The organism is Streptomyces sp. TAA040, assembly GCF_000424845.1.
In genome coordinates this window covers 1-13,396 of record NZ_AUKR01000006.1, presented here as the reverse complement: position 1 = coordinate 13,396, position 13,396 = coordinate 1, and the positions used below count along the sequence as shown (strand labels likewise).

13 protein-coding genes are annotated in these 13,396 nt (G+C 73.0%); 5 read left to right on the top strand and 8 right to left on the bottom strand.

The window, feature by feature from the left end; all coding sequences use genetic code 11:
* Nucleotides 1-87: 87 nt before the first annotated feature.
* On the bottom strand, nucleotides 88-429 hold the full coding sequence (locus H300_RS25160; protein WP_037979263.1) for a hypothetical protein: 342 nt from the start codon (nucleotides 427-429) through the stop codon (nucleotides 88-90).
* A gap of 276 nt (nucleotides 430-705) precedes the next feature.
* On the opposite strand from H300_RS25160, the gene coaA reads away from it, so the two are divergent.
* Nucleotides 706-1,716, top strand: coding sequence for a type I pantothenate kinase (gene coaA, locus H300_RS25155; protein ID WP_486583571.1), 1,011 nt, complete (start codon nucleotides 706-708; stop codon nucleotides 1,714-1,716).
* Between the two features lie 43 nt (nucleotides 1,717-1,759).
* On the opposite strand, the gene glmM is transcribed toward coaA, so the two are convergent.
* The 6 genes from glmM to H300_RS25145 all read right to left on the bottom strand — a co-directional run bounded on the left by glmM (nucleotide 1,760) and on the right by H300_RS25145 (nucleotide 7,362).
* Nucleotides 1,760-3,118 (bottom strand): phosphoglucosamine mutase, encoded by a 1,359-nt coding sequence (gene glmM / locus H300_RS0105755; protein WP_028426678.1) that lies wholly within the window; start codon nucleotides 3,116-3,118, stop codon nucleotides 1,760-1,762.
* A 546-nt stretch (nucleotides 3,119-3,664) separates the two neighbouring features.
* Nucleotides 3,665-4,171 (bottom strand): 30S ribosomal protein S9, encoded by a 507-nt coding sequence (gene rpsI, locus H300_RS0105750; protein WP_028426677.1) that lies wholly within the window; start codon nucleotides 4,169-4,171, stop codon nucleotides 3,665-3,667.
* A 40-nt stretch (nucleotides 4,172-4,211) separates the two neighbouring features.
* Nucleotides 4,212-4,655, bottom strand: a complete 444-nt coding sequence (rplM, locus tag H300_RS0105745; RefSeq protein WP_028426676.1) for a 50S ribosomal protein L13 — start codon at nucleotides 4,653-4,655, stop codon at nucleotides 4,212-4,214.
* 226 nt (nucleotides 4,656-4,881) lie between these two features.
* On the bottom strand, nucleotides 4,882-5,109 hold the full coding sequence (locus H300_RS25150) for a hypothetical protein (protein ID WP_158678321.1): 228 nt from the start codon (nucleotides 5,107-5,109) through the stop codon (nucleotides 4,882-4,884).
* Nucleotides 5,110-5,387: 278 nt separating this feature from the next.
* Nucleotides 5,388-7,037: an ATP-binding cassette domain-containing protein gene (locus tag H300_RS0105735; RefSeq protein WP_028426674.1), complete on the bottom strand. Its 1,650-nt coding sequence runs from the start codon at nucleotides 7,035-7,037 to the stop codon at nucleotides 5,388-5,390.
* Between the two features lie 73 nt (nucleotides 7,038-7,110).
* Nucleotides 7,111-7,362, bottom strand: a complete 252-nt coding sequence (locus tag H300_RS25145) for a winged helix-turn-helix domain-containing protein (RefSeq protein ID WP_037979261.1) — start codon at nucleotides 7,360-7,362, stop codon at nucleotides 7,111-7,113.
* Between the two features lie 277 nt (nucleotides 7,363-7,639).
* Between H300_RS25145 and H300_RS0105725 the strand changes: the two genes are divergently transcribed.
* The 4 genes from H300_RS0105725 to yczR all read left to right on the top strand — a co-directional run bounded on the left by H300_RS0105725 (nucleotide 7,640) and on the right by yczR (nucleotide 11,940).
* On the top strand, nucleotides 7,640-8,491 hold the full coding sequence (locus H300_RS0105725) for an endo alpha-1,4 polygalactosaminidase (RefSeq protein WP_106966725.1): 852 nt from the start codon (nucleotides 7,640-7,642) through the stop codon (nucleotides 8,489-8,491).
* A gap of 66 nt (nucleotides 8,492-8,557) precedes the next feature.
* Nucleotides 8,558-9,433: a hypothetical protein gene (locus tag H300_RS0105720; RefSeq protein WP_028426672.1), complete on the top strand. Its 876-nt coding sequence runs from the start codon at nucleotides 8,558-8,560 to the stop codon at nucleotides 9,431-9,433.
* A gap of 323 nt (nucleotides 9,434-9,756) precedes the next feature.
* Nucleotides 9,757-10,197, top strand: a complete 441-nt coding sequence (locus tag H300_RS0105715) for a VOC family protein (protein WP_028426671.1) — start codon at nucleotides 9,757-9,759, stop codon at nucleotides 10,195-10,197.
* Between the two features lie 249 nt (nucleotides 10,198-10,446).
* Nucleotides 10,447-11,940, top strand: a complete 1,494-nt coding sequence (gene yczR, locus H300_RS0105710) for a MocR-like transcription factor YczR (protein ID WP_051269538.1) — start codon at nucleotides 10,447-10,449, stop codon at nucleotides 11,938-11,940.
* A 382-nt stretch (nucleotides 11,941-12,322) separates the two neighbouring features.
* On the opposite strand, the gene H300_RS29110 is transcribed toward yczR, so the two are convergent.
* Nucleotides 12,323-13,396: transposase (locus H300_RS29110; protein WP_486583570.1), on the bottom strand; the 1,074-nt coding region annotated here is incomplete at its 5' end.

Sequence of the window (13,396 nt, the reverse complement as noted above, 5' to 3'; positions counted from 1 at the left end):
GGACGCGGGCTCCGTCGGGCGGCGGGCCGCGGCGCGCCGCCGTGGGGAGACGGCGGCCCGCCGCGGAGTCCTGCCCCGTCCGGTGGCTCAGCGGGAGCGGCCGCCGCCCAGCAGCCGGGCGGCGGTGAGCCGGCGTATCCGGCACCAGCCACCGGCCAGGAGGCCGGACCGCCCGGCGGCGGGCACCGGGGGGCGGGCCGCCGGTACGCGCCCGCCGGCCGCGGTAAGGCGGCGGGGGCCCGCCGGGCGCCGCCGCCGGTGGGGCGACGGGTCCGGCTGCTTCAGCGCGTCCCGCAGCATCTCCAGGTACTCGGCCTCCTCGCAGCGCGGCTTGCTGCCGGACCGGTAGAGGTCTATGGCCTCCTGCGGGTCCTCGCACAGGTCCTCGTCGGGCAGGTCCTCGACGAGGCGTTCCAGGGAAGAAGACATCGTGGCTCTCGTGTCTCGGGCGGACGGAACCGGCGGGCGGGTTCGGACCAGGGATGGGACGGAACCGGGAAGATGGGACGAAGCAGGAGCGGGGGACGGGGGTGGGGCGGCACGGAACCGGTGTGAGAGCAGACAATGCCGCATTTCGGTGGCGTGGGAGCCGTGCGTACCGAGTGATTTTCTTCGCAGCCCGCTCCGGACCCGCTCCGGGCCCGCACGGGGCGCCCGGGGCACCCCGGCGAGCCCCGTGCGGGCGCCGCGCGGACAATGGGAGGCGTGTCCCGCCTCCCCGTTGACTCCCCCGCCACCGGCCAGGCCCCCGCCGGCCCCGGCGCCGCACGGCGGCGCGCGGAGGTCACCCCGTACGTCGATCTGAGCCGCACCGAGTGGAGCGCGCTGCGCGAGCGCACCCCGCTGCCGCTCACCGCCGCGGAGGTGGAGCGGTTGCGCGGTCTGGGCGACGTAATCGACCTGGACGAGGTGCGGGACATCTACCTTCCGCTGTCCCGGCTGCTGAACCTCTACGTCGGCGCGACCCACGGTCTGCGCGGCGCCGTGAACACCTTTCTCGGGGCCGACGCCCAGCCCGGCACCCCGTTCGTGATCGGCGTCGCGGGCAGCGTCGCGGTCGGCAAGTCCACCACGGCGCGACTCCTCAAGGCGCTGCTGGCCCGCTGGCCCGAGCATCCGCGGGTCGAGCTGGTCACCACGGACGGGTTCCTGCTGCCCAACGCCGAGCTGCACCGCCGGGCGCTGATGAGCCGCAAGGGGTTCCCCGAGTCGTACGACCGCCGGGCGCTGACCCGGTTCGTCGCGGACGTGAAGGCGGGGCGGGACGAGGTCGAGGCACCCGTCTACTCGCACCTGATCTACGACATCGTGCCCGGCGAGCGGCTCGCCGTCCGGCGGCCGGACATCCTGATCGTCGAGGGGCTGAACGTGCTCCAGCCGGCGCTGCCCGGCAAGGACGGGCGCACCCGGGTCGGCCTCGCGGACTACTTCGACTTCTCGGTGTACGTGGACGCCCGCACCGAGGACGTCGAGCGCTGGTACCTGGAGCGCTTCCGCAAGCTGCGGGAGACGGCCTTCCAGAACCCCTTCTCGTACTTCCGGAAGTACACCCAGGTCTCCGAGGAGGAGGCGATGGACTACGCCCGGAACACCTGGCGCACCATCAACCGCCCCAACCTCAGGGAGAACATCGTGCCGACCAGGGGGCGGGCCAACCTGGTGCTGCGCAAGGGCCCCGACCACACGGTCCAGCGGCTCTCGCTGCGCAAGCTCTGAGCCCGCCGGGCCCCCGGTCGGTGGGGCCCGGCGGTGGGCGGGATCAGCCCAGGACGCTCTTCACCACGTCCGCGAGCCGGCCGGCCACGGCGCGTGCCTGCTCGATGTCGGCGGCCTCGACCATCACCCGCACCAGCGGCTCGGTACCGGAGGGCCGCAGCAGGACGCGGCCGGTCTCGCCCAGCTCGCGCTCGGCCTCCACGACGGCGGAGGCCAGCTCGGCGGAGGTCCGTACCCGCGCCCGGTCCACGTCGCGCACGTTGATCAGCACCTGCGGCAGCCGCTCCATCACCGCGACCAGCTCGGCCAGCGGGGTTCCGGTGTCGGCGACCCGGGCGGCCAGCATGAGCCCGGTCAGGGCGCCGTCGCCCGTGGTGGCGTGGTCCAGGGCGATGACGTGCCCGGACTGCTCGCCGCCGAGCGAGTAACCGCCGCGCTTGAGCTCCTCCAGCACGTACCGGTCGCCGACCGCCGTGCGGAGCAGCTCGATGCCCTCTCGCTCCATGGCCAGCTTGAAGCCCAGGTTGGACATCACCGTCGCCACCACGGTGTTCTTCCTGAGGGTGCCGGCCTCCTTCATCCCGACGGCCAGCACGGCGAGGATCTGGTCGCCGTCCACCTCCTCGCCGTTCGCGTCCACCGCGAGGCAGCGGTCGGCATCGCCGTCGTGCGCCACCCCGAGATCCGCGCCGTGTTCCACCACCGCGGCCCGCAGGCCGTCCAGGTGGGTGGAGCCGCACTCGTGGTTGATGTTCACCCCGTCCGGGGCGGCTCCGATCGTGACGGTCTCCGCACCCGCGCGGGCGAAGGCCTCCGGGGAGACGCGGGCGGCGGCCCCGTGCGCGCCGTCGATGACGATCTTCAGGCCGTCGAGGCGGTTCGGAAGCACCCCGTTGAGGTGCGCGATGTAGTTGTCGAAGCCCTCGTCGTAATCGGTGACCCGGCCGACGCCGGCACCGGTCGGACGGTCCCAGGGCGTGCCTTCGGCGTGCTCCCGGTAGCGGCTCTCGATCCGGTCCTCCAGCTCGTCGGCGAGTTTGTGGCCGCCGCGGGCGAAGAACTTGATGCCGTTGTCCGGCATCGGGTTGTGGCTGGCGGAGAGCATCACGCCGAGGTCGGCACCGAGCGAGCCGGTCAGGTACGCCACCGCGGGCGTGGGCAGCACGCCCACCCGGAGCACGTCGATGCCGGCGCTGGCCAGCCCGGCGACCACGGCCGCCTCCAGGAACTCCCCGGACGCACGGGGGTCGCGTCCGACGACCGCCGTCGGGCGATGGCCCTCGAAGGTGCCCGCCTCCGCGAGCACGTGCGCCGCCGCGACCGAGAGGCCGAGCGCGAGCTCGGCCGTCAGATCGGCGTTGGCGACGCCGCGCACCCCGTCCGTACCGAAGAGTCGTCCCACCGTGGTTCCTCCGAGCTGTGCGAGCTGATGCCGGCGGTCGTGGTGCCGCGCGGCCTTTCCGGATCTGTCCGGCAGTGTGCAGATGTCGTTCCCGGGCCGCCCGTGCGGTCGGACGCCGGGCCGCCCCGCGCGGGGCGGCCCTCGCGCCGTCCGGGGTTCCGCACGTCCCGTGGAGACAAGGACGGGGGACGGCGTTCCGGGGTTCCGACCAGGGCCCGCGGGTGCGGCCCCGGGCACTCGGGACACGGACGGCCCGCGGGGCAGGTGTCCGAGTACCCAGGTATACGCCCCCGACCGGCAGCCGTCCCGCACCGGGCCGTCCCGCACCGGGGCGCAGCGCTCCGGGCGGCACCCGCGCGCCCGGGCCTCGCGGCCCCGTGGCACACAGCTCCGCGGCACACAGCCACGGGTCGCGCGACGGGCGAAGGGGAACGGGAGCGTCCCCCGGGGCGGGAACGGCGGGAACGGGAACGCCCCGGCGGGCACACGGAGTGCCGCCGGGGCGTTCGCGCGCCGCTCGGCTGCTGGGAGCGGCGGCGCGCTGAGTCAGCGCTTGCTGTACTGCGTACCCTTACGGGCCTTCTTGAGACCGGCCTTCTTCCGCTCCACGGCACGCGCGTCGCGGGTCAGGAACCCGGCCTTCTTCAGGGTGTCGCGGTTGTTGTCCGCGTCGGCCTCGTTCAGCGCGCGGGCCACGCCCAGGCGCAGAGCGCCGGCCTGGCCGTGCACGCCACCGCCGCTGATGCGGGCGAGGACGTCGTAGCGACCGTCGATCTCCAGCACCTTGAACGGCTCGTTGACTTCCTGCTGGTGCACCTTGTTGGGGAAGTAGCCCTCAAGGGTGCGACCGTTGATCTTCCACTGGCCGCTGCCCGGCACGATGCGGACGCGGGCGATGGCGTTCTTGCGGCGCCCGGTGCCGGCGGCCGGCTGCGGGTCGCCGAAGCGCGACGCCATCGACTCGGTGGTGTACTCCTCCGCGTTCTCCGGGGTCTCGGTGGTGTACTCCTCGACCTCTTCGGTGACGGGGGTCTCAGCGGTGGTCTCGGCCACGGTAATCCTCAGCTTCTCTTCGTCTGTGTACGGGCCGGACTTACTGCGCGACCTGGGTGATTTCGAACGGGACCGGCTGCTGCGCCGCGTGCGGGTGCTCGGGACCCGAGTAGATCTTGAGCTTCGACAGCATCTGGCGGCCCAGGGTGTTCTTCGGAATCATGCCCTTGATGGCCTTCTCGACGGCCTTCTCCGGGTTCTTCTCCAGCAGCTCGTCGTAACGGACGGACCGCAGACCACCCGGGTAGCCGGAGTGACGGTAGGCCAGCTTCTGGGTCCGCTTGTTGCCGGACAGGTGCACCTTGTCGGCGTTGACGATGATGACGAAGTCACCGGTGTCAACGTGCGGTGCGTACACCGGCTTGTGCTTACCCCGCAGAAGGGTGGCGGCCTGAGTGGCCAGCCGGCCCAGGACTACGTCCTGGGCGTCGATGACATGCCACTGGCGCTGGACATCGCCGGGCTTGGGGGTGAACGTACGCACGGTCGTAGCCTTCGCTTCTTCAGTGAGTGGGTCCTGACAAGGCCACTGGCAGATCACGACAGCCCTGACCGCAGATCGGTGACGCAAACCGAGTGCAGATCGCTGGTCATCGGCCGGTGGGCCGGTGTAAGGGCCTCTCACGTGAGAATGAGCAAGCCAATACACATAACGAACCCGCAGGATACCGGGAGCGCCCACACGGGTCAAAACCGCCCCGGACGCCTGTTCACTTCCGCGGGAAACCACCCGTGTCGAGCCGCACCACGCGCCCGTCCGCGAGTGGCAGCGCGACCGGCTCCCCGAACGGGATCTCCGTCCGCGACCCGTACCCCGAGGGCACCGGCTCCTCCAGCAGGGCGCACGCCTCCCGGAACGGATCGACGATGAGGTAGGCGGCGATCCCGAAGCGGCCGTAGGCGGGGAAATCGACGAAGGCGTCGGAGGCGGTGCGCACCGCCCTTCCGAACCGCTCCCGCACCTGGGTGCGGGAGCTCGAAGACGGTGTCGTCCTGGTCCGGCCCCTGCGGTGTCATGATGACCCTCCCCTCGACGACCTCGACCACGTATCCCTCGGTGGGCAGCGGGGAAGCAGGGTTCCGCCTCAGGTCGTCCAGCAGGGACATGGTCCGCTCCTTCCGGCTCGGTCACTCCCGTGGCACCATGCGCATGGTCTCACCCCGGCTGCGGTCTGCCGGAGAGCCCGCGCCCACCGGGGAGCGCGGGAATCGCCCCTCAGCGGGCGCGGACGACACGGGACTCGTCCCAGACCGGCTCCGGGGTCTCCCGGACGCGTCCGTCGGCGCCGAAGAGCAGGTACCGGTCGAAGCCGCGGGCGAACCAGCGGTCGTGGGTGACGGCCAGCACCGTACCCTCGTAGGTCTCCAGCCCTGCCTGGAGCGCCTCGGCGCTCTCCAGGTCGAGGTTGTCGGTCGGCTCGTCGAGCAGCAGGGCGGTGGTGCCCGCCAGCTCCAGCAGCAGGATCTGGAACCGTGCCTGCTGCCCGCCGGACAGCTTGTCGAACGGCTGCTCGGCCTGCCGGTCCAGTTCGTACCGGCGCAGCGCGGCCATCGCCTGGCCCCGGTCCCTGGCGTGCCCGGTCCACAGGATGTCCAGCAGGCTGCGCCCCGCCAACTCCGGATGGGCGTGCGTCTGCGCGAAGTGGCCCGGCACCACCCGGGCTCCCAGCTTCCACCTGCCCGTGTGCGCGACGGCCGGCCCGTCCGGACCGTCGGCACGCTCGGGGTCGTCCGCCAGCAGTCGCAGGAAGTGCGACTTGCCGGAGCCGTTGGAACCCAGCACCGCGACCCGCTCGCCGTAGTAGACCTCCAGCGAGAACGGCTTCATCAACCCCGTGAGCTCCAGGTCCTCGCAGGTCACCGCCCGCACCCCGGTACGTCCGCCGCGCAGCCGCATGGTGATCTCCTGCTCGCGCGGCGGCTCCTGCGGAGGCCCGGCCTCCTCGAACTTCCGCAGCCGGGTCTGCGCCGCCTGGTAGCGGGAGGCCAGCCCGTCATTGAAGGCCGCCTTGTTCTTGAGGGAGTTGACCAACTGCTTGAGCTGGGCGTGCTTCTCGTCCCAGCGCCGCCGCAGCTCCTCGAAGCGGGCGAACCGCTCCCGGCGGGCCGCGTGATACGTCGCGAAACCGGCGCCGTGCACCCACACGTCGGAACCGGCCGGCCCCGGCTCGACGCTGATGATCTTCTCGGCGGATCTCGCGAGCAGCTCGCGGTCGTGCGAGATGAAGAGCACCGTCTTCTTCGTCTCCCGCAGCCGCTCCTCCAGCCACCGCTTGCCCGGCACGTCGAGGTAGTTGTCGGGCTCGTCGAGCAGCAGCACCTCCTCGGCACCGCGCAGCAGCGACTCCAGCACCAGCCGCTTCTGCTCACCGCCCGACAGGGTGCGCACCAGCCGCCACTGCGCCTTCTCGTAGGGGATGCCGAGAGCAGCGGTGGTGCAGATGTCCCAGCGGGTCTCCGCCTCGTAGCCCTGCGCCTCCGCCCAGTCGGACAGCGCCTGGGCGTAGTCCATCTGGGCCGCCTCGTCGTCGCGCTCCACGAGGGCCAGCTCGGCGGCGTCCACGGCCGCGGCCGCGGTGCGGACACGCTGCGGCGCGACCGCGACCAGCAGGTCGCGCACGGTGCGCTCGTCCCGTACCGAACCGACGAACTGCGGCATCACCCCGAGGCCGCCGCTCACCGTCACCGTGCCCCCGTCCGCCGCCAGCTCCCCGGCGATCAGGCGCAGCAGCGTCGTCTTCCCGGCGCCGTTCGCCCCGACCAGGGCGACGGAGGCGCCCTCACCGACCCGGAACGACACGTCGTCCAGCAGGACCCGCCCGTCCGGCAGTACGTATTCCAGATGCGCGGCCTCGGCGTGTCCCATGGGGCCCGATTGTGTCCGGCCCCGGCCCCGCGCACCAACCGGTTTTGCCACCGGGCACCCGCGCCCCGGGTGTCTACGCCTCGGGGCCCCCGGACTCGGGCTCGGTGCGGATCACGAAGGTGCCCTTGTGCGGGAGTGTCGCGACGAGGCCGCGGTCCCGCAGTTCGCGGAGTGCGCGTCGCGCTGTTCCGATGCTCACGCCGTGGATCTGGGTCATCGCCCGCTCTCCCGGCAGTGCCGAGCCGGTGGGCAGCCTTCCCGAGGCGATCCCGGCGGCGATCGCGTCCGCGAGCTTCTCGTACTCGTAGCGCGGCAAGTCAGTCATGGGCAGAGCTTGCCGCTCCCCCACGCGTCCCGCATCACAGGGACGCGTCCGGACGCAGAGAGACGCAGAAGAGCGCAAGGGGACGTAATTCGAGCCATGCGCCTGCCCCTGCCACACGTCCACACCGACAGTCCCCGAGACGGGAGCCGGGCCGGGAGCCGCCGTCCGCTGACCGGGTCCGTGCAAGGCCGCGCCCCGCCACGGCGCTCCCCCGGCCTCCGCCCGGCGTCCTCGCCAACCGCCGGGCGGGGGCCGGGGGTAGGCTCCGCCCGTGCGCATACCACGAGTCCTCCACGCCGCCCTGCTGCTGCCGCTCGTGCTGTCGGCGGCCGCCTCCTGCCAGGTCGCGGGTTCCACCGCGAACGCCTCCGAGGGGACGCTGCCGTCGGCGTCCGCCTCCGAGGCGGTGGAGCCGCCCGAGCCCGGTCTCGTCTTCGACTACCAGCTCGGGGGCGCGTACCCGCCGGCCGAGGACGTGCAAGCCGTCTCGCGGGACCGCACGGACGAACCGGCCGAGGGCCTCTACAACGTCTGCTACGTCAACGCCTTCCAGACCCAGCCCGGTAAGGAGGTGCTCGCCTGGTGGGAGGAGGAGCACCCCGACCTGCTGCTGCGCGACGCGGACGGCGAACCCGTCTCCGACGACGGCTGGGCGGAAGCGCTGCTGGACATCTCCACCCCACAGAAGCGCGAAGGGCTGATGGAGGTGGTCGGCCCCTGGATCGACGGCTGCGCCGAGGACGGGTTCGATGCCGTGGAGCCGGACAACCTCGACTCCTTCGGGCGCTCCGACGGCCTGCTCACGGCCGAGCAGGCCGTGGAGTTCGCGACCCTCCTCGCCGATCGCGCGCACGGGAGCGGGCTGGCCATCGCACAGAAGAACACCACCGACCTGCTGCCCGAACGCGAGCGCGTCGGCTTCGACTTCGCGGTCTCGGAGGAGTGCGCGCAGTGGAACGAGTGCGGCGACTTCGCCGAGGCGTACGACAGGCGGATGTTCGACGTCGAGTACGAGGCCGCCGCCTTCGAGGAAGCGTGCCGCGAGTGGGGCGGGGAGCTGTCCCTCACCCTCCGCGACCTCGACGTCGTGCCGGCCGGCTCCCCCGGGTACGTCCGCCGGAGCTGCTGAGCCGGCGCCCGCCCGGAACGGCGGCCGGGGCCCGGCACGTCCGGGCCGGCGCTTAGGATGCGGCGCATGAGCTTTGGGCAAGTGGGGCCCGGCTGGGGCCCGGGGGGACCGTCCGGCGGATCGTCGACCCCGGACTGGAACGCGCTCGCGGAGCGGACTGCCGCGGAACGCGCCCGCAGGCGCCGCTGGTGGATCGTCGGCGGCGGCGCGCTGGCCACCGTCGCCGTCGCGGCCGTCGTCGCGGTGGCCGTGGTGAGCGAGAGCGGCGGCGGGGCGTCCGGAGGACCGTCAGCCGCCCTGCCCACGCCCGAGGAACTGCCCTCGACGCCCGGTGAGTCGCAGCCCGGGTTCGACACCGCGTCCGCGCCGCCGCCGCCCGATCCCCGGGACTTCATCACCGACCCGGCGAAGGACACCGCCCCGCTCAGCGCCGGGACGCTGTTCCCGCAGAAGGAGGTCGAGGTCGACGGGCGGGCGTTCGCCCGCACCGCCACCGACTCGTCCGAGGACTGCACCGACGGCGCGACCGGCGACCTCACCGCCGTCCTCACCGGCAACACGTGCCGCGGTCTGCACCGGGCCACCTTCGTCCGCGACGGGATCGCGGTGACCGTGGGCGTCGCCGTCTTCGACTCGCAGAAGGCGGCGGGCACCACCAAGAACGACGCAGAACCGCACGTCGCGCCCCTGCGCGGCGGCGCCGCCGACGAGTTCTGCCGCTACTCCGCCTGCCGCACGACGGCCAACTCCCTGGGTCGCTACGCCTACTTCACCGTGTCCGGCTATCTCGACGGAACCGACGTGACCGCGGAGGAGACGCAGGCCCGCGCCGCCGGGCTCGACATCGCCGGTTACGCGTTCCAGCGCATCCGCGAGCGCGGCGAAGAGCAGGCCGTCGCCGCGGCCACCGCCTCCCCCGACGCGGAGGCGGACGCCGGGTAGCGGATCGCCCGTCCGGGGGCCGGGTCCCGTCTCGGGGCCGACGCACCGTCGGACGACCGGCTGCGAATCCGCCACCGACACCCGCGACACGGAGCCGGGTCCTGCTGCGGTTGCCCGCTTTGCCATGTCACTGACCGCTACCCGATACTGGGGGCGACGAGGCGTCCGGTCCGACTCCCCTCCGCAGGAAAGTGCCGGGGCGCCGATGGGCCCGCCCACAGATCTGCGGAGGTCAGCGGCCCGCAGGGCCCGGGGAACGTGCCACCGGCTCCGTTCCAGAGGCTCAGCGGACACCCGGTCACGCGTGGAAGAAGGAGACCAGCATGGCGATTCAGCGGATGGACAACGTCGGCATCGTCGTCGAGGACATGGATGCCGCCCTCGCGTTCTTCGTGGAACTCGGTCTGGAGTTGGAGGGCAGGGCGGAGGTCGAGGGCTCCTTCGTCGACCAGTGCACCGGCCTCGACGGCGTCCGCTGCGACATCGCGATGGTCCGGACCCCGGACGGTCACAGCCGTCTGGAGCTGGCGAAGTACCTCAATCCGGCGGTGATCGGTACCGGGCCGCTCAACCGGCCGCACAACGTCCTGGGCACCCACCGCGTCATGTTCGCCGTCGACGACATCGAGGACACCGTTGCCCGCCTGCGCCCGCACGGCGCCGAACTTCTCGGCGGAATCGCCCGGTTCGAGGACAGCCATCGGCTGTGCTACATCCGCGGCCCGGAGGGCGTCATCGTCGGGCTCGCAGAGCAACTGCGCTGAGGAAGAGCAAACGACGTGCAGCCGGACGCGGTCGTCGAGTTCGCCGCCCAGCTCTGACCGCCCGCGCCATGCGCCGGGCGGTCCGGTTCGGAGAGTGCCCGTACAGCGCCAGCCCGGCCAGGAACGGAGTGCTTCGAGATACCGGCGTCGCCGGATATCCGTACCGGGCGGAGGTCCACAGCAGCCACGCGCCCACAGTGGTCCGCTTGCCCCCTGTCGCTCCATGACCAATCGACCTACCGTGGTCGCATGAGTCCACCGACGCGGCCCGGCAGCCGCATCTCCGCCGCCCGACTGGCCGAGACGCTCGGCCCCTGGCGCAGCGGCGGTGCGCGGACCGGAGCACGGGAGCTGGCCGAGGCGGTCGCGCTCCGGATCACCGACGGCCTGCTGCCGGGCGGGACCCGCCTGCCGCCGGAGCGCGAACTGGCCGACGTGCTCGGCGTGAGCCGCACCATGATCGGTGCGGCCCTGGACCGGCTGCGCGACACCGGCCACGTCGTCTCCCGCCGCGGCGCCGGGTCCTGGACGGCCGTACCGGACGGCTCGCGGTTCGGCGGGACCGGCCTGCCCGGCGGCACGGACCTGATCGACCTCTCCCGTGCGTCGCCGGCTGCGGCGGACGGCCTGCTGCCCTCGCTGGACGCCGCCCACCGCGCGCTGCGCGCGGCCCTGAGCGACGACGCCTACGACGACCTGGGCATCCCCCTCCTGCGCGAACGGCTCGCCGCCCGTTACACCGCGCGGGGACTGCCCACCGCGCCGTCCGAGATCATGGTCACGAACGGCGCGCACCACGGCTTCGCCCTCGCACTGCGGGCACTGGCGGGCCCCGGGGACCGGGTACTCGTCGAACAGCCCGGCTACGCCCAGGCGTTCGACGCGCTGGCCGCCGCGCGCGCGGTACCCGTCCCGGTGCCCGTGGACCCGTTCGCCGCGCAGGCGTGGGACCTCGGCGCCCTGCGCGCCGCACTGCGCCAGACCGCTCCGCGGCTGGCCTACCTGATGGTCGACTTCCACAACCCCACCGGCCGCCGCCTCGACGCCGCCGGGCGCGAGCAGTTGGGCGCCGCGCTGGCCGCCACCCGCACCCACGCCGTCGTCGACGAGTCGGCCGCCGACCTCGACTACTCCCTCGGCGCCCTCGACCCGGGGACTGCGACGGGCCCCGGCCCGGACGCCGTCCCGGGCTCCGCGCCGCTCGGAGCGCCGCCGCCGCTGGCCGCGTTCGCCCCCGCCTGGACGATCACCGTCGGCTCCCCGGCGAAATCGCACTGGTCGGCACTGCGCGTCGGCTGGGTCCGGGCGCCCGAGCCCGTGATCGAGCGGCTCAACGCGGCCCGGGTGGGAATGGACCTGGGCTCCCCGCTCTACGAGCAACTCGCCCTGACCGAGATCCTCGCCGACCCGGAGCCCCTGCTGCACAAGCGCCGGGGGCAGCTCCGCGAGCGACGCGACGCCCTGGTCACGGCACTGCGTGACGCCCGGCCCGCGTGGGCCTTCCGCGTACCGGACGGCGGTCCCAACCTGTGGTGCCGCCTGCCGGGACCGGTCAGCGCCCGCCTGGCCCTGGCCGCCGAGGCCCGCGGCGTCCAGCTGGTCCCCGGCGGACGCTTCAGCGCCGGGGGGCCGCTGGACGGCTGGCTGCGGCTGCCGTTCACCCAGCCGGCCGACCGGCTCCGGGAGGCCGTCCGCAGGATCGCCGCTGCGGAGGACGCCCTCCCGCCCCGGAGGGGTGGCTGACCGCTGCCGCCCAACGGGAACGCGCGCCGGCCTGCCCCTGCGCCTCGCGGACCGGCGGGCACCCGGACTCCTCACCTCAGGTGAGACTTAAGGTGACGCGCAGGGCGGCTGAGATCCGTTCCAGCGCATCCGTGTCGTCCGTGCTGAGAAACTCGCCTGCTTCCAGGCGTTTTTCGGTCAGGGCGGTGAGATCCACGGGCCACGGCAGCACCACGCACGGGCTGGGCGAGGGGAATGGTGAGGACCGTTTCAGGTGCCCCCTCCATCTCGTCGATCATCATGCACGCGGCGGTCCCGGGGAGGGCCGCCAGTGCCACGTCTGATCTCGACGACGACCATCGCCCGGCTCCTGGTGGCCAGCTGGACGCGCCAGACAGACCACTCAGGACTTGGGCGGAGCCTTGCGAATCCGGGCAGCGGACTCCTGAATCCAGGTGCTGACCGGCCGCAGAATATCCGGAGCCCCCCAGGAGGCAATGCCACTGACGTTAAGTTGATCTTGCTGGAGTTGTGTGGGTGGGCAGGTTGGCGAGGCGGACCGTGGGCGGCTGCCGATGCCGTCTGCCATGGTCCTCGGGCCGCTTGAGGCGGTAGCTGTGGTGACGGGCCCGCTTGGCGACGCGCGGGTAACTACGTGCGCGACGCGGTGGGTTGAGGATTTTGCTGCGGGTGATGTTGCGGTGGATGGACGTGGTGAGGGCGGACAGGCCGTCAGGGGCAAAAGGGCCGCGGCGTCGGTGACGCTGCGGCGCACGATGCGTAGGGTGCGGGTGAACTCCCGCGTCGTCTCCTCGCCGCGGTCGGGCACGTCGTACTCGATCACCCGCACGTACCGGGCCCGCCCGGGCGGCAGTGCCTCGCCGCCCCGGGCGGCGCGCAGCAGCCGCTCGCGGGCCGGGCCGCGCACCGCCGCGTCCAGGACCACCGACAGGTAGGAGCCGTCGCCGAAGGCGCCAAGGACGGGCAGATCCATCGTGTCGGCGACGCGCCACAGCAGGTCCGCGCCGGTGTCTGCGGCCTGGCACCAGTCGGTGAAGGAGTAGAAGTTGCGGTCCGCCAGCAGGAGTTGATCCTCCTCCAGGCGGGGGTAGAGGGTGCGGGCCAGGGCCCGCTCACCCGAGCCGGTGCCGGTCACCGGTCCGGTCACCGGTCCGATCGCCGCTCCGGTCTTGGCATGCGAGCCGCACTCCGAGAACGTGACGACGCGTACCTCGGGGAACGCCGAGGGGTGTGCGCTGCCGCCGGCGTAGCCGAAGGCGGCGGCGTTGGCGGGTGTGTCGGGCGCATCCCACTCGAAGCCGTCGACGGCCATCAGCCGCCAGCCGCCCAGGAAGGCACCGGGGGTGAGCAACTCGGCGACCGGCTGCGCGACGGCGTCGAACAGATCGGCCAGCACCGCATCTCCCAGGCGCTGCCGGGCCCGGGTGATCGCGCCGCTGCCGGGGACCTCCCAGTG